The organism is Cesiribacter sp. SM1, assembly GCF_020178975.1.
In the GTDB taxonomy this organism is placed as follows: Bacteria; Bacteroidota; Bacteroidia; order Cytophagales; family Cyclobacteriaceae; genus Cesiribacter.
On record NZ_JAHXBU010000008.1, the window covers coordinates 21,228 to 42,000 of the forward strand.

A 20,773-nucleotide genomic window follows, 5' to 3' on the forward strand; every position below is an offset into this window, starting at 1 on the left:
CCACCTTGTACTGCAATCCTTCCCCACATATCAACCGGCCCAGCCTCCAGTGTTAGAAAATTTGCCATGGGCAACAAACATACAAGAGTGTGTCTAAAAATATTATAGAGAAAATTATGAAAACGAGCGGTATACTGATCCAAAAAAGTGGCTTGGCATGGAGTCTACTTTATCTAGGCTTCATGTTGAACTTCACTGCTTATGCGCAGCCAGATGTAAAGCAGGATAGTATAACGGTGCCAATCGCCGTAGAGTATAATGCAGTAAATAGGGCGCATCGCTTCTGGTTTGGGAAAAACTACCGGAACCTTTGGGCCACGCCAGTTAAGATGAAGGTGTTACGTCTGAGTGAGGAAAAAGGAGGTATGACTGTTCTAAAGGTAGGGGGTGGAAAACAGACGAAATCACTGCGACTTCAGGATGCTTCTGGAAAAGAGTGGGTGCTTAGGTCCCTTCAAAAAGATCCAGAGTTGGCCTTGCCTGAAAAGCTGCGTCCTACAGTGGCCAGGGTTATTGTACAGGACCAGATTTCGGCAGCGCATCCTTTTGCCGCACTGGCAGTGCCTCCCTTAGCAGAAGCGCTGAGGGTGCCGCATGCCAATCCCGTACTGGTTTATCTGCCTGAAGATCCTGCACTAGGAAAATACAATAGCGAATTTGCAAAGCAGCCTTACCTTTTTGAAGAGCGTGAACCATCAGGGGTGAAAGACACAGATAACACGCAAAAGGTGCTGGAGAAGCTTGAGGAGGACAACGATCATCGGGTAGATGAACGGATGGTCCTGCGGGCGCGCTTGCTAGACATCCTCCTGGGAGATTGGGACCGCCATGAAGATCAGTGGAGGTGGATGGAAACGGCCGGTGAAACTGGTGATTTGTACCTGCCTGTACCCAGGGATCGTGATCAGGTTTTTTTTACGAACAGAGGCGTATTCCCGAAAATAGGATCCCGCAAGTGGATCATGCCCAGATTTCAGGGTTTCGACAGGGAGATCAGAGACATAGAGGGATTTAATTTCAACGCCCGATATTTTGACCGCCTATTCCTTTCAGGACTTGGCGAAGATGTCTGGCGTGAAGAAATCTCCTTTGTGCAGAAAACTCTTACAGATGGGCTTATACAGCAGGCAATACAGCGCATGCCTGATAATATTTCTTTACTGTCAGGTGAAGAACTTATTCAGATTATGATTAGCCGAAGAGATCATCTGGAGAAATATGCACTTGCATACTATCGATTTTTGGCAGAAGCTGTAGACATACCGGCCTCAGATAAACGGGAGTTTTTTGAGCTGATATATAATCAAGATAAAAGTGTATCGGTAAGCATATATAAGCTGAAGAAAGATGGCAGCAGGGGTAGAAAGCTGTACGAGCGCACTTTTTTACCTCATATAACAAAAGAGATTCGCTTGTATGGTAGAGATAGTGAGGATGTCTTTTCTGTGGTAGGAAGCCAGGCTTCTCCTATAAAAGTAAGAATGATAGGTGGCGGAGATGCAGATGTTTTTCGGGTGGATGAAGCATTTAATAATGAAAAGAGGCTTTACATCTACGATCGCTCTGATAAAGATAATACTTTCCCGGATGCCTCCCTAGCCAGGTTGAAAGTGTCTAGGGACAGCAGTGTAAATCTTTATAACACAAGAGCCTTCAAGTACAATGTTTTGATGCCCTTAGCAGTAGCAGGATACAACCTGGATGACGGACTCCTGCTAGGGGGTGGATTTGCTTATACAAGGCATGCATTCCGGAAAGATCCATTCGCAGCCAGGCATCGTCTCCTGCTTGGCCATGCCCTGGCGACTAATGCCTTTTTTGCCCATTATGCCGGTGTTTTTACAAAAGCTGTGGGCAAGTACGATCTAAGCATAAACTTAGATGCCCGGGCACCTAACAACACCAGTAATTTCTTTGGTGTTGGCAATGAAACCCAGTTCAACCAGGAAACTGAACAGCCTATTAGGTACTATCGCACCCGTTATGACTTTATAGACACTCAGGTAAAACTTCACCATATACTAGGTAAGAGCTGGAAAATGAATGCAGGCGTTGCCGGTCAATACTACAGTAACAAAGGGAGTGAAAATAAGGGTAGGTTTATTGATACCTATCATGAGCAGCATGTTGGTGAACATGTTTTCTCAACTAAAATATATGCCGGACTTGTTGCCGGCCTGGTACGGGACACGCGAAATAGTAGTTTAATGCCGACCCGGGGCATGTACTGGAATACGGCACTAGTGGCCATGAAGCAGTTGAACAGCCAGAAAAAGGAGTATGCACAGTTAGCCACTGCTTTTAGCTTTTATATTAGCCCCACATCTGAGTTTACCATCGCAAACCGCATAGGCGGTGGTACAACCATTGGAGATCCTGATTTCTTTCAACTCCTTTACCTTGGGGGCAACACTAACTTAAGAGGATTTCGCAATTTTCGTTTTGCCGGAGAAAGCATGGCTTATCACAACCTGGAGTTGCGCCTAAAACTTTTTGATTTCTCCTCTTATTTGTTCCCGGGCTCTGTGGGACTGATTGGATTCAACGATGTAGGTCGTGTATGGGTGGAAGAGGAAACTTCAACTAAATGGCATGATGGGTACGGGGGCGGTTTATACCTGATACCGGCTAAGCTACTCCTCCTGCAAGGGGTGGTAGCTATTTCCAGGGAGGATGTACTGCCTTATGTGTCTATCGGGATGCGATTCTGAACACCAAGCCCTGGCAAGGTCATTGTACAGGAAAGGCTGAAACAGAACTATCATAACCTAGATGAAGGAGGGGGCTCGCTGCTGTAGAAGCATTGCTCTTTAACGATTTTTCCATCTCGCCATTGCTGGACTGCAACCAAAGTGTATTTTTTGTTGCCTAGTTCTTTGTGTGTGTAATCGTAGTACCATTGCACCATCGTTGTTCCTTCACCTATTGCAACCTTCAAGGGCCTGACACTACGAAACTCGATAATGGAAGATAAAAATACTTCTTTACGGTTGCGGTTAGCAGCTTTCCCAATGACTGGTGCGGCTTCGTCCTCCTGTATGATTACCTCAGGATGATAATACTTATCAAATCCCTCCAGGACTTTATCCTGTAAAATCATATCATTCAGATCACTAATTTTGTTCAATAGCGAACACATAAATGTAGTACTATCATGGTGTTGCTGCAAAATTCATGAAAGGATGAGTGACATGGAATAAACCAGATTAAGAAAAAAGCTTAGACTGGATTAAGATCTACTGTTCATGAATCAGCTGACTTCTTATTTTGCTGAAGAACTCGGGTGTGATACCCAAATAGGAGGCAATCTGGTATTGGGGCACTCGTTGATCCAGGTTTGGATAACGCTTCTTAAATTCCAGATAACGTTCTTTTGCAGGCAGACTAAAATTATAAACAAGACGCTCATATGCGGCTATATATGCTTTTTGAATGGCAATACGAGAAAAATGCTCCAGTTTTGGAATCAGCTGGTAGAGCTCATTCTGATCATGATAGGAGAGCTGAGCCAGTTCACAAGTTTCCAGACATTGCACATTGAAAGCTGAAGGTTTTTGGGTTAAGAAGCTGCCAAGATCCGAGGTCCACCAATCCTCAACCGAGAACATAACAATGCGCTCGTTTCCATTTTCATCTATGTGGTATGTCTTTAAACAGCCTGCGATCACATAGCTTTCATGGGTGCAGATATCCCCCTGTTGTACTATAAATTGCCCTTTCTGAAATTTCCTGAACCTAACTTTTGAAAGATATAAAGCTTCTTCTTCTGCTGTTAGGGTGATGTATCTGGAAAGGTTATTAATGATGGATTGTGTATTCATATTTTTTCAGGAAAGCGTATGGATGAGCGACTGGCAGGTAAAGTTTGCTGCAGTATGGGTGGCCTTGTTATTTCATTATTAAATTGAAATTTCATTGAGTGCTTTCATTCTAGTAGGACAGTACCCTCCACATCTGTCCTGAAATCATCATCGAATGAGCAGGGAAAACGATTGACACCAAAAGCCTGCTGACCACACCTGCAGGAAAGTAGTAAATGCTGCTAAGTTGACATTAAATATATTTCAAAGCTACTATCTTTTTCTGCTTGTGTCAATTGAGACCTGTTGAAGTAGTCTTCCCCAGCTTAATCTTACTGAAATAATATTCATACGGCTATCGTCACTGGAAAATAAATATGTTTAAGTAAATGAGGCTGGGAATCTATTGACTTTTGGTCTTCAAAGATCTACAGCCATAGATCATTATATTCATACTGATGCCGGTAGTAAAATACAGAAGGCAGACGATAGGGGAGCAACCGTCATCTCCCTAGTTCTTAATTTACTTTTACCTTTTTTCTTAAACTACATTATGTCCTGATGTAGTAACTGGTTATAAATTAGCAGCATATCCATACATAAACATCATGATACAGGCATAAGAAGTAAGGACAAAGCACCTCAAATGGTTTGGTGCTAAAGCAGTAGGTAACGCACGTAATTGACAGAATTTCGTGGTAAACGTTAAAAACTACGAAATCTTGTAGTACCGCTAGTGTAGAAAGTGGCTGAAATGCTAAACAACAGGCTTTTCCTGGTTGGCATTCCCTTTGATCAATTAAGGTTACTATTCCATACAACCTAAAACCATTATTTTATGAACTCTAACGTATTTTTGCTTGAGGACCTTCAGGTGAAAGAAAGTAATCCTTTTGAAATCTATACACTTGAATGGCTGGAAGAAAATCTGCAGAATCAATTTGCACATTTGCAAAGACAGGACCGTTTTGAGATTATTTGGCTCAAAAGCGGGTCAGGCTGGCATTCCATCAATAATTACCAATATCCTTTGAGCAGCCGGAAGTTGTATTTCATTGTGCCGGGTCAGGATCACAAGTTTCAGATACATCCCGGATCTAAAGGGTATGTACTTTCATTCACTGAATCTTTTCTGCACCAGAATCACGATGATTTCAATCCCATGCATGAGATTGTTTTATTCAAACAATTTTCGGAAAAGCCTGAACTTGCGATAAACACTGAGATCGAAGAAGAGATGGAAGATGTACTAATCAGGTTGTTGAAAGAAACAGAAAATTACTTTTTACATAAATCTGAAATATTAAGTAAGCTTCTGAAGATATTTTTGATTTACCTGAAAAGACAAATGCAGGCTTCTTTAGCAGATGTACAGATTGATCCTCACAATCATCTGTTAAACAACTTCCTTTATCTGCTCGAAAATAACTTTAGAGTTAAGAAAGCGGTATCCTATTATGCCAGTGAGCTTTTTGTAACCCCAAATCATCTGAACCACGTGATCAAAAAAAATACAGGTTTTTGTGCACGTCATCATATTCAGCAACGAATCATTCTCGAAGCTAAAAAGATGGCACTTCATAAAGATGCAAGTATGAAAGAGATTGCCAGCTATCTTGGCTTCGATGATGTAGCACATTTTAGTAAGTTCTTTAAGAATGCTGCAGGTGCTAACTTCACTTCATTCAAGAAAAACCAGTTTGGTGCATTGCCTTCATGAAAAGTGCTCTTTTCCGGTAGTTAATTTTTCACAAAGTGCACAACTTATGTGGTGTATGCGACTAAAGTAAGAGATCTAAGAACAAGAGAAGTATTCACTAAGTGGGTTTTTACATTGAAAGCTATCGCTACAACCTATCCTCTTATCTTTCATGGTTTTAGCTACTCCTGATAATTCAAAAATCATACATAATGTATCTGCTTGATTCCTTTGCTCTATGTTCTACCTGTAGATAGCATCGAGCGTATATAATAAAAACAGCTAAAGCGTATAGGAGTGGACATATCATGACAGAAAAAATTGATTTGACTAGCATTCTAAAACTGCCATTCAGTTCTTTCCTATAAGCTAAAGGGTAATGCCAGAACTAATCTGTTTAACTATCTGTACGGGCACATCTTGACTGATCAGCTGTTGAATGAGCTAGCTGTCCTGTTGAGGAATTGATTATTGGACAAAAAAGAGGGCTAAAGCCAGTACTTTCTGCTTAAAGCACTTCTCTTCTGGTGCTTTATGAAGGGGTACCGAGGCTTTAGCCCTTAATTTGTTAACGGTTACAACGTTCCGGGAGGGAAAATATTAACCCTGTGAACCATGAGATCTATTGCTCAAGCTTAGGAAAGTTTGGTTAATATTTTCATCAAGATGAATGCCATTCAAGTGTGATGGATCAGAAGGGAGCATCCATGCCTCCATCTACTCGGAACGTTGTACCAGTGATGAATTCACTTTGGTCAGAGCTCAAGAATAGCACCATATTTGCAATTTCCTCCGGTTCAGCATAACGTCCAAAGGGGATAGCCGCAGAAAAGGTCTTTCTCACCTCTTCTGCATTTCCCAGGTCTTTTTCAATAGATGTCATCATCCTGGTATTCACCTGGCTTGGGTGGACCGTGTTCACGCGAACCTTTCGGGGCGCTAACTCCAGGGCAGCGGTACGCATGATGCCTACAACGGCATGCTTACTCGCTACATAACCAACGGCCCCGGGGGAACTCCCTAAACCACCAATAGATGAAGTGATGACAATGCTACCGCCATCCTGTATCATGGGAATTACATACTTAAGTCCCAGAAATGTGCCTTTCAGGTTTACTGCAATCACTTTGTCAAAAGTATCAGTGGTGTAATCCTGAATTGGGTTCATTTTCCCCTCTATACCTGCATTGCAAAAGAATATGTCTAGTTTGCCGAATCTGTCGATAGCATGCTGAACATATGCCTTTGTATCTTCTTCCTTTGAAACATCAGCTACACTATAGGCCACATTGTTATTTTCAAATTGCCGTACAATATTTTGTAATGCATCCTCATTGACATCAACCAATAATACTTTTGCTCCTTCTTTTAAGAACCGTTCGGCAGTGGCTTTGCCAATGCCGCCGCCGGCTCCAGTAATAATGGCGACTTTGTTTTCTAAGCTTTTCATTTGGTGAATTAAATTAATGTTTTGACCAGCGACCTTATTCCAGTGTTGTCCTTTATTATGTTCAGTACCCACATCATGCTAGCATGCAAAGCCATTCGCTGAACTGAAATTTCCAGCGATAAAAGGAAAAGATGCGGCATGTTGCTTAACAGCCATCCTACAGTGACGCTAGCTTTGGGGTTGTAGCTGTTACTGTAGGATGGCTCTTTTATCCCTGGTAAGATGTTTTTATGGCAGGGCTTATTGTTCCCTTAATCAAGGATTTGATGTACTTCCATATATCCTTAGGCGCAGGCTTGAATGGTCACTTTCAGATATTTATCGTTTAAAACTAAAAAGTATTACTTAAGGATCTTAATGATATTGTTACCAGTAAATGGGCCGCCAAATCCTTGTAATTTACCGCCTGAAGCAAGACTGCCAAGGTCTATACCTGCAAAACCCATCTTGTCCAGTAGCTGCAAAACTTCTGCTTTGGCAGCGGCGTCATCACCTGAAATAACCACGACTCTTTTCCCTTTGCCTTCATTTGGATCAGATGCCAGCGTAGCTGCCTCTATTGTATTGAATGCTTTCACCACACGGGCGCCTTGTGCTGCTGCCGCCACTATTTCACTGGATGTTTTTTCACCCAAATCAAGTGGTTTGAAGGAAGGGAATGAGATGGCGTTTGTAGAGTCTAATATGATTTTTCCATTCCAGGACTTTTTTTTGTGTAACACCTCTGATACCTCTGTCCAGGGTATAGACAGAAGTATAATATCTGCTTCTGACGCCTCATCTACAGTACCTGCTTTTACCTTCGAACCAAACGTCTTTACAGTCGCATCTAAAGCATCGGTCCCGCTTTTGTTGCTCATAATAACATTGTAGCCTGCGTTGGCTGCATGCTTTGTGAAAGCTTTCGCAATACGTCCTGCACCAATTGTTCCAATTTTCATTTTTTTTTGTTTAAAGATTGAAGCTACAAGGTATAAGTCTGTAGAATTAGTGTAAATGGATATACACTGCCTGATGTTGTATCGTCAATGGAAGTTTTGAAAGCTTATACTGTACGTGATGATCATTTACAGCAAAGAAGGATTATCACTTGCAGGAAATTGCTAAAAAAGCAGGTTCTTTAATTACTGCTTGCTACTACTCTGGTTTATTGTGCTCAAAAAAACTATACTTTAATATGTGCTACAGGATTGCTTTCTATATTAAGGCATGTTTATCAAAATGATTGATATGTTATTAAGTATGAGAAGCTATTAAATACCTGTTTTGTACAACTTACCCCTTTATTCGTGTATCGTTTTTAGCATGCAAACAATCTACATTTGATTATTATTAATCATTTACCTAAAAACGATTTTTTATGGCTATCGAAAACAATTCAGTTCCAAATGTTAATTATCGGTCCCGGTTTGCAGATGTGGAATACGCAAGCCCTGAACTATTGAATCCTGGTAACCACGCCCTTATTTTGATTGACCATGAAGGGCAAATGGCTTTTGCCATGGAGGGTGTTAACAAAACAGAACTGCGTAATAACCTGGCTCTTCTGGGTTATTACACCCGCTTATATGATATTCCGGTCATCCTCAGCACCATTGGTGAAAGAATGTTCTCCGGCCCCATTATTAAGGAGTTAAGAGATTTTTACCCCGATGCTGTTATTTATGATCGCATGAGCTTAAATCTGTGGGAGGACAAGCCATCCAGGGATGCTGTTATCGCTACTGGCAAAAAGAAGCTGGTTTTTGCCGGTCTGTGGACAGATGTATGTCTGGCTTTCCCTGTCATCTCAGCGCTCAAAGCAGGTTATGAAGTTTATTTTATCACGGATGCCTCGGGCTCTGTAAGTAAGGAGGCACATGATATGGCCATCCAGCGCATGATACAGGCTGGTGCCATACCAATGACTTCAGTTACCTACATTTCTGAAAACATCAGGGACTACAGCCGGCAGGATAATGCAACACCTGAAGTCGCAAAATTAATGCATGAAGGGTTCATAAAATATATCAGCCTGGGTATAGGTGCGGATTACGCCGACTACATGGTACCATCCTACGGATTTTTTAAAGGATTCCCCAGTGCATCTAACACCCTGGAAAGTAATGAAAAGCTAGTGCCTGTCCAGTCATAGCCCCAGGGTTCTGCTTCTTACAACCTATTATTTGTCAAACTGCCACTTCTAAAAGCAGTACTGTTTTTAGAAGTGGCAAAACTTAAGCACTCTTAGCCGCAATGATGGCAGTACTAATGCAGGAGTAAGTCCGGATAATGGCAGAATAGCAAGGCCTTACCTACCAATAATACCTTCTTTTTTAAGGACTTTTAATAGTTGGAAATTTGCCTATGGGATCCCAGTCAGCCCTGTAAGCCATAAGCAAGTGGTCTTTGATTTACCCTCCTTAACATCATGCATGTCTAACTTTCTATCAACCTCCTGATTGTGCTTCTTTTATCCCGAAGCAGAGTCGCTTTCCGAATGTTGTTTTCTGACTATTGGCCCATTACTAATAAATTAATCCCTCTTTCTGAACATGTATTATAATGAGAAAAAGAAACCTGAAGCGTATTTTGGGTTAGCGTCCGCCTTGAATTTTAACATGGACATGGACCCGGCAATAAAGAAAGCCTTGCATGCTGCCGGTATAAGTGTGGATTCGCTGACTGAATTTCCAGAGCTAGCTGCTTGGCGTGCAGGTGTGGCAAATTATGGGCTTTCAGTAGCAGCTACCCAGACTCCTTTTGACGACAAGGTCATACTAGAAGATAAGCTCTTAACACTAGGTGGAGATGGCAATATCATCAGACTAAGAATGTACAGGCCAACACAAAATAAAGGCTTGCTGCCTGCATTTTACTGGATGCATGGCGGTGGAATGATGCTGGGTACACCAGAGCAGGATGATGTTCAGATGAAGCAAATTGCAGCTGAAACCAATGCTTTGGTTGTATCAGTAGATTATCGTCTGGCACCTGAATTTCCTTTTCCAGTACCGTTAAATGACTGCTATGCAGGTTTACAGTGGCTGGCAGAGCATGCAAAAGAACTGGGCGTTGATAACAGTAGAATAGCAATTGGCGGAGCCAGTGCCGGTGGCGGACTGGCGGCATCACTTGCCCTGATGGTTCGTAAAAAAGGAGGACCTAAGCTTGTGCATCAATCGCTCACCTATCCCATGCTGGATGATAGAAACCTGACAAGGTCCAGCCACCAAATTACATCCCTGGGCTTGTGGGACAGGTGTTATAACATATTTGGCTGGGAGTCTTACCTGGGGACAAAAGATGGCAGACAAGATACCCCTGAATTTGCTGTACCTGCCCGTGAACAGGATCTGTCTTCCCTTCCACCTGCTTTTATCGGGGTAGGGGCACTTGACCTTTTCCGGGATGAAGACATAGATTTTGCCTTACGCCTGATGGAAGCGGGAGTAACAACCGAGCTGCATTTCTATCCGGGGGCTGTTCATGGTTTTGACTGGTACACTCCTCATTCAGCAATGTCAACGTCATTCCTGAGCAAACGGTTGAATGCACTCAAACTAGCATTTGAAAAATAGTACCCCTTTGGAGGAGCTAAGTCACTTTGCTGTATCAGAGTACTATTGCAGGAAGTGAAAATCAATCTCTCTTTTGCCCTTTACAAATTTGTAACCATTGTTGTAACAGCCTGGGTGATACCATCAAAAAAATCATCAGGTACTGCCTCAGGAGTTGTCTGCTGACACAAAGATCTTTGTTGGTGAAGCGGAAAAATATATCCTGCAAAAGAGAACTTGTAATCTTACTCCTGCCTAAGCTCCAGAAAATTTTTACAAGCTATACATCTATAAACCTAAACTTAACATTTTTCAAACATCAAGAACTTATGGAAACAAAAGCACATTTATCCAGTGCCGGTAACCCGGAAGCTGGTCTTAAAAAGAATCATCAGCGAACAGCTGTTATCACTGGTGCGGGGGAGGGGCTAGGAAGAGAGATGGCCCTGATACTGGCAAATAAAGGGTACCGGGTCTTTGGTACTGCACTTTCAGAGAAAGAGGTTTTGGAACTTGCCAGCACCTCCAGTAATAGGGTATCTTTAACCATTACTGATATCACCGATGAAGCAGCTGTACAGCACTTCAATAAAGTGGTTGCTAGTGAAATAGGACAGGAAGGCATAAACTTACTAATTAGCAACGTAGGAATTCTAACCCCCGGTCCTATGGAAGCGATTACAGTTGATGCGTTAAGGCATGAATTTGAAGTTGATGTGTTTGGTGCTGTGCGGGTAATCAATACTTTTCTCCCGCTCCTGCGTAAAACACAGGGAAGAATTGTCCAGATCAGTTCCTATTCAGGTAAGTTTTCGGTTCCATTCAGTGGTCCTTCCAGCGCCTGTAAAGCCGCTCTCGAATCACTGGCAGATGCCTACCGCACAGAACTAAAGCCATTCGGAGTCGATTTTATTGTTGCAGAGCCTGGCAATATGCGCACGAATGCTCCAGCAAAGTCTGCTGCAGCTATCAAAAAAATGCAAGATCGAATGACGCCAGAACTGCATGAACTGTATGGGGCTGGCTTTGCCTCTTTTGAGGCTGCTTTCAATAGCCTCCAGGATGCAGGCTTACCTGCGGCTACGGCAGCAGCAATGATCATCGATCTCGCTGAACAGCAACCTGCTCCTGCAAGAGCTCCCATAGGTGAGGAAGCAGCACGGGTTATTCAGACGGCCCATGATAAGTCTGATGCAGAACTGGATGAAATCCGGCTATCTTTCTTAGGACTTGATAAACTGGACGCATATACCCGCAACAGGAAACCAGCTGGAGATAAAAGCAGTGAAAACGGGATTAGCAGCTCCTCGCTGGACCCTGGGATTGCAATTGTTCGCCGTAATACGGAAGAGGTTCAGGGCAAGGGGAATTATGATGTATTTGAAGAACTGTTTGCTGCTGATTTCATAGATCATACGCCACAGCCCGGCGGATTTTCTGCAGACCGGGAGGGTGCGCGTGAACTATATAAAAAGCTCCGGGAGGCATTTCCTGATTTCCATGCAGAGATTCACTGGCAAACTACGGATGGGGATCGTGTCACTACCTTTAAGACTTATCATGGTACCCACCAGGGTACATTCTGGGGCTTAGCACCTACCGGCAAGAAGATTCATTTCGAAACCGTAGATGTAATGCGCGTTCGCGAAGGTAAAATAACCGAGCACTGGGGTGTTGCAAACCTGTTTTCACTCCTGCAGCAGTTTGATCTGGGGCCAGACCTAGGCAATAAAAAATTACAGGCAGCATCTTAAGTATGGGTTTATTCTACATCAGTACCCCCAGGTGCTGATGTAGAATATAGTCAGGTGGAAAGATTTTGTTTTAGCAGGAGTTTTTTCACAAGAGCCAGGTTAAAGGAAGTCCTGCTTTCTGATAAGCCAGCTGGAGGTAAACCTACAATAGCATCTTGCTGGGTGGCAAACTACTGCATTTGCTGTCAAGTGGATATGCTATAATAGCAGCTTGTCCTTTCACCTAATCAATCAAAGATTTACAAAAGTAAGACTACAACACTAAACTATTGATATCATGTACAAACTTAAAATTATTTCTTCCACGGTAAGGCCAGGTCGAAAAGGTCCCAAAATAGCAGCCTGGGTGGCTGATACAGTACGAAGGGATGGAAGGTTCCAGGTAGAGGTATTAGATCTGGGAGATACCAATCTGCCTTTGATGAACGAAGCAGCACATCCAGTACTTAAACAATACGAACATGAGCATACCAAAAGATGGAGTGAGAAAATAGAGGAGGCGGATGCTTTCATTTTTGTTACCGCTGAGTACAACTTTGGCTATCCTTCTGCCCTAAGAAATGCGCTGGAATACCTGGTTCAGGAGTGGGCATACAAGGCAGCTGGCATTGTAAGCTATGGCGGTGTTTCTGCTGGCACACGGGCGGCAAACAGCTTACGTGCCGATCTTACCACACTGAGAGTCGTGCCTGTATATGAAATGGTAAATCTTCCGTTTTTTGCTCAATTCATCAATGATTTGCAGGAGTTTGTGCCGAGCGAAGTTACCCAAAAAGCTGCAGAGGCCATGCTTAATGAACTTTTCCGCTGGACTAAAGGAATGAAGCTGATCAAAGAAAATAAAGAAACTGCTTTGAATACCTTAGGGGTATAACAGACTGAAAGCAAATGGAAAATAATATACAAACTGAGGTCCAGAGGGGCCAGGCCAGGCTTCAGGGTTTGGTAGCGCTGATTACTGGCGGGGGTACCGGAATCGGTGCTGCGACAGCGGCCATGTTTGCCAGAGAAGGTGCAAAAGTAATGATCACCGGTAACCTGGAGCACCATTTGGTAGAGATAGCACAGGCAATAGAAAAAGAACAAGGAATCATTGCCTATACAGTTCATGACGTCTCAAAAGAAGCGGACTGGAAAAGAGCTATTGAAGCAACAATGGCAGTTTATGGTAAGCTTGATATCCTGATCAATAATGCCGGGATTTCGGGAAACTTGTCTGCCACCCTTGAAGAGCGTACTGAAGAGGAATTCGGTAAAGTGCTTGCAATCAACTTGACCGGCCAGTTTCTAGGCATCAAAGCAGTTGTGCCTTTTATGAAACCAGGGGGATCAATTGTAAACGTTTCTTCTATTGCTGGTATTACCGGCAATGCTGGCGCAAATGCCTATACTGCTTCTAAGGGTGGTTCTCGTCTGCTTTCTAAAGGAGCCGCAGTAGAGCTGGCTGCCAAAGGGATCCGTGTTAATTCTGTCCATCCAGGTTACGTAGATACACCAATGGTCAGGGTGATGGAAGGAGCGCAATCCTTCAAGGAAATGGCTATTGCAAACACACCCTTGGGCAGAGGGGCATCACCGGAAGAAATTGCACAGGGTATCTTGTTCCTGGCTAGCAAAGAAGCCTCTTACGTTACCGGCGCTGAGCTAATTATTGATGGGGGCTTTACTGCATTCTAAGCGTTGAATGCCTTCAATAGATCACTACTTTTAGTCTGCTTGGTATCCACTGCAGACTTAAGTAGGGTCTGATAACTTCTTACCACCTTGCTCTCCTTATTTTCAAGTTGGCTGTTCATGGAAAAGAACTGTTAATGGAGAACGAGTCGATGCATTCATGCGTATAAAGCACATTAAATAGGGATACATGGGGCCTTCGTAAAATCAGAAAATGGCCAATAAATACAGAGAATTCGACGCTGCCTGCAGGCCTTGTTTTGATCCCACCCTTAGTAACAAAGGTGTGGGTTTATTTTTGTGATACAGTAATTTCCTATCATGGATAAAGCACAAAGCGTAGAAGAGTTTTACAGGACTAAACTTAAAACCATTCCCGATAATCTGCGGAAAGAGTTGGGGCATTTTAACGTGTTCAGCCTTGATGAATATGTTGGTAAGAAGGCTAAACCAATTCCGTACAGCAGGAAGAGCTACTACAAAATAAGCTTGATGATAGGGCCGAACAGAATCCACTACGCTGATAAAATTGTGGAAATTGAAAAGCAGGCCCTGTTGTTTGCTAATCCCCACATCCCCTACAATTGGGAACCACTCTCAGAGGAGCAGTCAGGCTTTTTTTGCATCTTCACTGAATCATTTTTTGAACACTTTGGCAGCATCAAAGAGTACCCTGTGTTCAGGCCGGGAGGTGAACCTATTTTTGAAATATCAGACCAGCAACTTGCCGACATAGAGAAAATATTTATCAGAATGTTGGATGAGATTGCCTCACAGTATGTATATAAGTACGACATTTTGAGAAACCTGGTATTTGAGCTCATTCACAGCGCACAAAAGATGCAAGCGGTAACAAATGCTTTATACAGCAACTCTAATGCTGCCATGAGGGTGTCATCACTGTTTTTAGAGTTGTTGGAGCGACAATTCCCCATTGAATCTCCCACCCAAAAAATCCGTTATCGTTCAGCTATTGCCTTTGCTGAACAGCTGTCAATTCATGTAAATCATCTGAATCGTTCATTAAAAGAGGTTACTGGTAAAACCACCTCTCAATTAATCGCTGAAAGAGTGATCCAGGAAGCAAGAGTTTTGTTGAAACACACCGACTGGAATGTATCAGAAGTTGCCTGGTGCCTTGGCTTTGAAGACCTTTCCAACTTTATTAATTTCTTCAAAAAGAATTCCGGAATAACGCCTGCCACCTTTCGGAAAGGCGATATTTGATTTTTACAACTTTCTGTTTGTTTTTAACATCAACCCTTCTCTATTCTATTCTTATTTTTATACCTGCATCACACATGCAGGAGAAGGTACAACCCAACTACAGACTAATTTTCAGCACTTAGGCTGATTTTGTCTGCGATCCAGTCAGGCACCTATGTAAAGGGCTGAACAGCCTGAAAATAAAGCTGATAATAAGTTTAGCCCAAAACAGATGTCCTGTTTGATAAGTGGTAGATGAACTGAATTATAGCATGTTTTTAATAGGCAGTTACATTCGCTAAGCTTATGGTATAACGCTGATGCCTATCGATAGAAGTGAAAAGAGAAGAGTTATGGACGTTATCTGAAGGAGCAGCCGCTAATGATACACGGGGGTTGTGTGACAGTTGATTCATGATAACTTTCTGGCGAAGTTTTAACATTAGAGAAAATAACAATTTTCAAATGATGTGGCAGCTGTTTGATAATTACACCAAAATCTTTAATTATCTTATGTTGCAAACGCATAGCTGCAGCATGCCCCTTCAGGATATGATGAACACGCTAAAGACGTGGCCTTGATTTTAGATCTCTGCAAAATGTGATGAATGTCTGGATAGCAGGTCATTTTCTGCTTGGTTCTTGTACGTACGCCCTATATTTACATTGTTTAGACAGAGTTTGATGATGACGAAAATATTTATAGTTGAGGATCATTTTGCACAAGCCCATAGCCTGAAGCTTATTCTACAAAAGGCAGGGTATGAAGTGTGTGGCATTGAGGCTAGCATGGATGCTGCACTGGAAGGGATTATGAAAGAAAAGCCACAACTGGTGCTGCTGGATATCTTTCTAAAAGGAAATGGTACAGGAATTGATCTGGCAGGAAAAATAAAAGAGCGTGGTATAGCTTTTGTTTATATATCAGCAAATTTCGATTCAGAAATTCTGGCGGCAGCAAAAGAAACGCAGCCTTACGGGTTTTTAATTAAGCCATTCAGGGATAAAGATGTACTTGTTACCATAGAGATTGCGCTGTTCCGTCACCAGTATAGCCTGGAGTCTAATTATCATAAAATAGAATTGATTCACAGCCAACTGGAAGATGCTCATTTAGCTGACAATAAAGAGGGTGATCTTTTTCTAAGATTTGGCAGGATTCTGCAACCTCACATTCCCTTTGACTTTATGACCATCAGTACTGCTACGCCAGATACAGACTTTATCATCATTGACAGTTACAGGAGGGTTGCTTTTAATGAGTATCAGCGTATTGGCCTGCAAGAGTGGTTAACAATTACCGGCTTAAAACAATCTGCATTTGTAGCATTACAAAAAACGCTGTCGATACCAGCGGAGCCGGGGTATTTCAATGGAGAGTCTTTTGAGCAGGAAATGGCATCTTCAAAGATGATCAAGACTATTGAAAGATGCTTTGATGTAAACTCCCTTTTCAGAATACCTGTCTTCTCGCATGTTGACTTACCCGTACAGGTGAACTTATTCAACAGACGACCGGACGTATATAACAAAGGTCATCTGGATATGATTGGTTTTTTAAGGAATGCCTTACAAAACTTTTTCAAGAAGAGCATTACATCCACTGTGGGTGCTGTTGCAAACCCATCCACAACTAAGATTAATGCACCATCTGCCAGGCGTAATACGGGGAGTGTTTTCCCGGGAATCATTGGTATGAGCCATGGACTGTTGACTGTTTTTGATAATATCACACAAGTAGCTCCTTTTGATACCTCGGTGTTAATATTGGGAGAGAGTGGTACAGGTAAAGAACGTGTCGCAGAGTGTATTCAGCATTTATCAGCCCGAAAAGGAAAAGCGTTTGTGAAAGTGAATTGTGCAGCTTTACCCCCTTCGTTGGTTGAATCAGAGCTGTTTGGTCATGAAAAAGGTGCTTTTACCGGTGCTGCTGAAGCCCATATCGGACATTTTGAACAGGCAGCTAATGGTACTATCTTTTTAGATGAAATTGGTGAACTGCCTCTGGACGTACAAGTCAAACTGCTGCGGGTTTTACAGGAAAAGGAAATACGTCGCGTCGGGGGTAAATCTACTATTAAAGTTAACGTTAGGGTTATAGCAGCAACAAACAGAAATCTGGAAGAACTAGTAACACAAGGAAGTTTCCGTCTGGATCTATATTATCGATTAAATGTTTTTCCTATTCAGTTACCTCCATTACGGGAACGGAGGGAAGACATACCCCTGCTTGCTAATTATTTTATCAAAAAATATGCTGAAATGACTGGAAAGAAAATTGAGGGTCTTTCAGAAAATGCCCTGCAGGAGTTAATGGAGTATAATTGGCCTGGAAATATCAGGGAGCTGGAAAACCTAATGGAGCGTTGTGTATTAAGAAGTTCAGGTTCCTCTATTACAGAAGTTAACCTTGCTGTAAATACATTGAATGTAAAAGATGCTGTAAATGTAGCAGAATCCTTTTTCAAAACCATAGAAGAAAATGAAAGAGAATACATCCTATCAATCTTAAAAAAATGTAACGGCAGAGTATGGGGAAAAAATGGAGCTGCTGCTCTATTGAAAATGCCTCCTACTACTCTAAATTCAAAGATCAAGAAGCTTGGAATCAAGAGGGAGTTTATAGGTTGAAAAAAAGGATTCAGTCTGGAGAGAGGTAGGATAAGTCTATTATAACCCATTGGGATTAAGCTGACTTATGAAGATGTGTGTCCGTTGGTGATGTTATCAAACTGTTGTGCGTTTGTATAACCAGTAGCCAGCACTTGCAGCACTTCATTCTAATGTTATTAAATTCCCTGAGACCTGCGTCATCAGGATAATCATTGTTGTTTCCACTAATCCAATACCGGCTCCGGAAAGCAATGCAATGATTGATGAGCGCATCATCATGCTTTCGAGCAATTGAGAAAAAGGAAGCGTTTCCTGCTTGAAAATTTATCTTCTTTTCGTAGTACTACGAAAAACTGTAGCTGATCATACTCTTCATTTCTTGCAACTGGCTCAAAATCAGGCTTGGTATAAAATGTCACATTTTTTGCAGCGTTCCTGTTACACGACAGTTGATTTGATTGGCAGCAATTGATCATATCAATGGTCAGGTGGAGGTAAACGGAGACAGAGCGGTAGAACAAGGTTTTGTTTATATAGTAATGAGGGACAGGATATCTACATCAAAGCGCTGGAAAGCAGTGTGTTACTGCTGTTAAGTGGTGAGCCAATCCAAGAGCCTATTGCCAGCTATGGTCCTTTTGTGATGAATTCCCGGCAGGAAATACTAGAAGCTGTTCAAGAGTTTGAATCAGGCAAGTTTGGTGTATTGGAATAACAAGATATATTCCAGATCAGAAATGCAAAGTAAACAGCTACAGTTTTATGCAAAAGAAAATAACACACATACTTGCTGGCAGGGAGAAGAAGATCACAGCAACAGATACAGTGCTGCAGCCACTGCCGCATCCGAACTTCAGATTTGCTAATCCCTTTATTGTATTGCATCATATGCGGCCTCAACACATTGCTGCCGGATCTGAAATGCGTATGCACCCGCATCCACATAGAGGATTTGCCCCCGTGACTTTTATGCTTCAGGGTGAGGGGTATCATAAAGATAGTGCTGGTCATCATGCAGTGATAAGGGCGGGTGATGTACAGTGGATGTTTGCCGGTAAGGGCATATTGCATAGCGAGGGTCCTTCTATAGCTATGCTGCAACAGGGGGGTGTGCATGAGTTGATTCAGCTCTGGATTAACGTACCAAAGGTACATAAATGGAAAGATCCTCATTACCAGCATTCTTTAAAAGAAGATCAGCCACAGATACTGCAGCAGGAGGGTGTTGACCTGCGACTGGCCAGTGGTGATTATCATGGTAAAAAAGGTCCGGTGATAAGCTATACACCCATTGTTTCCATCATTGGTGAAATAACAAAGGGCCGTGAAGTGCAACTGGACACAACACCAGGATACTGGACGCTCCTGTACATAGCAAAGGGTAGTCTTGTTGTAAACGAGCAATTGATAGAAGCATTTAACCTGATCATTTTTGAAAAAGAAAATGAGGAGATCTCTCTATCTGCAGAAGAAGATACTCAAATATTAATGCTGTCTGCTGAACCAATAGATGAGCCTGTCGCTGCTAAAGATAACTTTGTGATGAATACGCCAGAAGAAATCGGACAGACCATTGCTGACTATCAAAGCGGCTTGTTTGGCAGCCTTGATTACTAATATTAACTTTTACAACAGATCATGAGCGGTAAAACCATGGAAATTGTTCAACTTAATAAAGATAAAAAAGGGGGATCATTCAGTTTTATGCTCAACGGTGAAAAGCTGGAAGAATTTTTTTTATGTGTTGGCTGGTGATATAAGGATGATCATAATCATACCCATGTGGATGACGCTTTGAAGGGAAAAGAGATTGGCAGGAAATTCTAATTTAGTAGAACAAGTTAGGGCAAATCAGAGAAAGGTGATTCCACTGTGTACCTTTGCTACTGCCACTTTTCAGAAAACAAAAGAAGGGCAGGAGATACTAGCCTAATCAAGTATCTCCTGCCGTAAGGTCTAAAATTTTATTTTACCTACGCATCGCCACCTATTCTCATCCCGTCAGCTTGTGGTTGGCCTAATGATAAGTTGCTTTATAAGACATTGTTACCTGTGAGTCTGGAAAGATGTGGAAGTACAGTCCCTGCAGGATCGGTCATTCTTTCTGAAGACTAATGGTGGCAGTCTCATGCAGTGTTGATTTGTAGACTTTTGAACTTTCTGCATTGTAGACCCAAACCGGCCTGTGCGCATGGCTAATCAACTCTTCAGGCAAGTTTGAAGATAGTATATTGAATATTCCGCTTCTATGATGAGTGCTGAGGGCAATAAGATCAGCGTTGATCTCTTCTGCAAAATGCAGGATACCGGCTTCTTCACTTTCCTCAGCATAAAGGCTTATGGAGTAATCTTCAATTCTGTTCTCTTCTGCAAAAGCAGTAGTTTGCCTCTGTATCAATCTACTATTCCGGAACTTTTCAGGAGTGATGACAGTAAGGATATGCACATGAGCATTCAGTAGCTTTTGGAGCTTGACCAGTTCATGAATCATCTCAGGCTTATCTTTTTCAAGGTTGAGCACATACAGGATGCGCTGCATATTTTTAATATTATCCACATTGCATTTCATTGTAATGACAGGGCATTGCGCTTTTCTTATTACATCCTCGGTTGTAGATCCTAATATTAAACGATTTATCCTGCTCGCTCCTCTCGAACCCATAATGACAAGGTCGATATTGCTTTTGGTGATATCCAGGATAATAGAATCAGCAGGCTCTCCAAATCTTACTTCGTACTCTATTTCAACCCCTTCATCGCTATACTTATGGACAATTCCTTCCAGGAGTTTTTTGGTTCTTTCCACGAGTTTCAAGATAAAAACATCATCTAGATGGTTTTTGATAATTTCTCCGGTACTATTCATAGTGCCAGAGGCAGGAGGATCCACTATATGCAGGAGTTTTATACCTGCTTTGTAAATTTTTGCAAATTGAACAGCAAAATTAACAGAACAATTTGCCAGGAAGGAAAAGTCTGTAGGAACCAGTATTTTATGCATAAGTAGGGTAATAAAAAAAGGATAGGTGGTTGTTAGG

15 protein-coding genes and 1 pseudogene are annotated in these 20,773 nt (G+C 42.2%); 11 read left to right on the forward strand and 5 right to left on the reverse strand.

Annotated features, from left to right (window positions below; genetic code table 11):
* Nucleotides 1-182 precede the first annotated feature (182 nt).
* Nucleotides 183-2,711 carry a BamA/TamA family outer membrane protein gene (locus tag KWJ01_RS02150; protein ID WP_224994635.1) on the forward strand — a complete coding sequence of 843 codons (2,529 nt, stop codon included), beginning with the start codon at nucleotides 183-185 and terminating at the stop codon, nucleotides 2,709-2,711.
* Nucleotides 2,712-2,761: 50 nt separating this feature from the next.
* Here KWJ01_RS02150 and KWJ01_RS02155 read toward each other — a convergent pair whose 3' ends face one another.
* Nucleotides 2,762-3,100 carry a nuclear transport factor 2 family protein gene (locus tag KWJ01_RS02155; protein ID WP_224994636.1) on the reverse strand — a complete coding sequence of 113 codons (339 nt, stop codon included), beginning with the start codon at nucleotides 3,098-3,100 and terminating at the stop codon, nucleotides 2,762-2,764.
* Between the two features lie 136 nt (nucleotides 3,101-3,236).
* The gene (locus KWJ01_RS02160; RefSeq protein WP_224994637.1) at nucleotides 3,237-3,821 is read right to left on the reverse strand and encodes a Crp/Fnr family transcriptional regulator; all 585 of its coding nucleotides are present in this window, start codon (nucleotides 3,819-3,821) and stop codon (nucleotides 3,237-3,239) included.
* 853 nt (nucleotides 3,822-4,674) lie between these two features.
* Here KWJ01_RS02160 and KWJ01_RS02165 point away from each other — a divergent pair.
* Nucleotides 4,675-5,520, forward strand: a complete 846-nt coding sequence (locus KWJ01_RS02165) for a helix-turn-helix domain-containing protein (RefSeq protein WP_224994638.1) — start codon at nucleotides 4,675-4,677, stop codon at nucleotides 5,518-5,520.
* Nucleotides 5,521-6,190: 670 nt separating this feature from the next.
* Here KWJ01_RS02165 and KWJ01_RS02170 read toward each other — a convergent pair.
* Complete coding sequence (locus tag KWJ01_RS02170; protein WP_224994639.1) at nucleotides 6,191-6,949, reverse strand: SDR family NAD(P)-dependent oxidoreductase; 759 nt, start codon at nucleotides 6,947-6,949, stop codon at nucleotides 6,191-6,193.
* 341 nt (nucleotides 6,950-7,290) lie between these two features.
* Nucleotides 7,291-7,890 (reverse strand): NADPH-dependent F420 reductase, encoded by a 600-nt coding sequence (locus KWJ01_RS02175; RefSeq protein ID WP_224994640.1) that lies wholly within the window; start codon nucleotides 7,888-7,890, stop codon nucleotides 7,291-7,293.
* A gap of 419 nt (nucleotides 7,891-8,309) precedes the next feature.
* Here KWJ01_RS02175 and KWJ01_RS02180 point away from each other — a divergent pair, with 419 nt between their 5' ends.
* From KWJ01_RS02180 to KWJ01_RS02220, 9 genes and pseudogenes are all read left to right on the forward strand, one after another.
* A complete protein-coding gene (locus KWJ01_RS02180; protein ID WP_224994641.1) occupies nucleotides 8,310-9,083 on the forward strand; it encodes a hydrolase in 774 nt (257 codons plus the stop codon).
* 472 nt (nucleotides 9,084-9,555) lie between these two features.
* On the forward strand, nucleotides 9,556-10,509 hold the full coding sequence (locus KWJ01_RS02185) for an alpha/beta hydrolase (RefSeq protein ID WP_224994643.1): 954 nt from the start codon (nucleotides 9,556-9,558) through the stop codon (nucleotides 10,507-10,509).
* Nucleotides 10,510-10,817: 308 nt separating this feature from the next.
* Complete coding sequence (locus tag KWJ01_RS02190; protein WP_224994644.1) at nucleotides 10,818-12,242, forward strand: SDR family NAD(P)-dependent oxidoreductase; 1,425 nt, start codon at nucleotides 10,818-10,820, stop codon at nucleotides 12,240-12,242.
* Nucleotides 12,243-12,519: 277 nt separating this feature from the next.
* Nucleotides 12,520-13,116, forward strand: a complete 597-nt coding sequence (locus KWJ01_RS02195) for an NADPH-dependent FMN reductase (protein ID WP_224994646.1) — start codon at nucleotides 12,520-12,522, stop codon at nucleotides 13,114-13,116.
* Nucleotides 13,117-13,130: 14 nt separating this feature from the next.
* Complete coding sequence (locus KWJ01_RS02200; RefSeq protein ID WP_224994647.1) at nucleotides 13,131-13,919, forward strand: SDR family NAD(P)-dependent oxidoreductase; 789 nt, start codon at nucleotides 13,131-13,133, stop codon at nucleotides 13,917-13,919.
* Nucleotides 13,920-14,237: 318 nt separating this feature from the next.
* Nucleotides 14,238-15,143, forward strand: coding sequence for an AraC family transcriptional regulator (locus KWJ01_RS02205; protein ID WP_224994649.1), 906 nt, complete (start codon nucleotides 14,238-14,240; stop codon nucleotides 15,141-15,143).
* A 663-nt stretch (nucleotides 15,144-15,806) separates the two neighbouring features.
* Nucleotides 15,807-17,753, forward strand: coding sequence for a sigma 54-interacting response regulator (locus tag KWJ01_RS02210; RefSeq protein ID WP_224994650.1), 1,947 nt, complete (start codon nucleotides 15,807-15,809; stop codon nucleotides 17,751-17,753).
* A 505-nt stretch (nucleotides 17,754-18,258) separates the two neighbouring features.
* Nucleotides 18,259-18,450, forward strand: a pseudogene (locus KWJ01_RS02215) (pirin-like C-terminal cupin domain-containing protein); the annotation flags it as partial.
* Nucleotides 18,451-18,497: 47 nt separating this feature from the next.
* Nucleotides 18,498-19,352: a pirin family protein gene (locus tag KWJ01_RS02220; RefSeq protein ID WP_224994651.1), complete on the forward strand. Its 855-nt coding sequence runs from the start codon at nucleotides 18,498-18,500 to the stop codon at nucleotides 19,350-19,352.
* A gap of 478 nt (nucleotides 19,353-19,830) precedes the next feature.
* Here KWJ01_RS02220 and KWJ01_RS02225 read toward each other — a convergent pair whose 3' ends face one another.
* Complete coding sequence (locus tag KWJ01_RS02225) at nucleotides 19,831-20,736, reverse strand: universal stress protein (RefSeq protein ID WP_224994652.1); 906 nt, start codon at nucleotides 20,734-20,736, stop codon at nucleotides 19,831-19,833.
* Nucleotides 20,737-20,773: the final 37 nt, after the last annotated feature.

What these genes read in the sequence shown, in the direction of transcription:
- KWJ01_RS02225 (WP_224994652.1), bottom strand. Translation starts at nt 20,736, where the DNA reads ATGCATAAAATACTGGTTCCTACAGACTTTTCCTTCCTGGCAAATTGT.
- KWJ01_RS02220 (WP_224994651.1), top strand. Translation starts at nt 18,498, where the DNA reads ATGCAAAAGAAAATAACACACATACTTGCTGGCAGGGAGAAGAAGATC.
- KWJ01_RS02170 (WP_224994639.1), bottom strand. Translation starts at nt 6,949, where the DNA reads ATGAAAAGCTTAGAAAACAAAGTCGCCATTATTACTGGAGCCGGCGGC.
- KWJ01_RS02175 (WP_224994640.1), bottom strand. Translation starts at nt 7,890, where the DNA reads ATGAAAATTGGAACAATTGGTGCAGGACGTATTGCGAAAGCTTTCACA.
- KWJ01_RS02210 (WP_224994650.1), top strand. Translation starts at nt 15,807, where the DNA reads ATGATGACGAAAATATTTATAGTTGAGGATCATTTTGCACAAGCCCAT.
- KWJ01_RS02185 (WP_224994643.1), top strand. Translation starts at nt 9,556, where the DNA reads ATGGACCCGGCAATAAAGAAAGCCTTGCATGCTGCCGGTATAAGTGTG.
- KWJ01_RS02150 (WP_224994635.1), top strand. Translation starts at nt 183, where the DNA reads ATGTTGAACTTCACTGCTTATGCGCAGCCAGATGTAAAGCAGGATAGT.
- KWJ01_RS02180 (WP_224994641.1), top strand. Translation starts at nt 8,310, where the DNA reads ATGGCTATCGAAAACAATTCAGTTCCAAATGTTAATTATCGGTCCCGG.
- KWJ01_RS02190 (WP_224994644.1), top strand. Translation starts at nt 10,818, where the DNA reads ATGGAAACAAAAGCACATTTATCCAGTGCCGGTAACCCGGAAGCTGGT.
- KWJ01_RS02205 (WP_224994649.1), top strand. Translation starts at nt 14,238, where the DNA reads ATGGATAAAGCACAAAGCGTAGAAGAGTTTTACAGGACTAAACTTAAA.
- KWJ01_RS02195 (WP_224994646.1), top strand. Translation starts at nt 12,520, where the DNA reads ATGTACAAACTTAAAATTATTTCTTCCACGGTAAGGCCAGGTCGAAAA.
- KWJ01_RS02155 (WP_224994636.1), bottom strand. Translation starts at nt 3,100, where the DNA reads ATGATTTTACAGGATAAAGTCCTGGAGGGATTTGATAAGTATTATCAT.
- KWJ01_RS02200 (WP_224994647.1), top strand. Translation starts at nt 13,131, where the DNA reads ATGGAAAATAATATACAAACTGAGGTCCAGAGGGGCCAGGCCAGGCTT.
- KWJ01_RS02160 (WP_224994637.1), bottom strand. Translation starts at nt 3,821, where the DNA reads ATGAATACACAATCCATCATTAATAACCTTTCCAGATACATCACCCTA.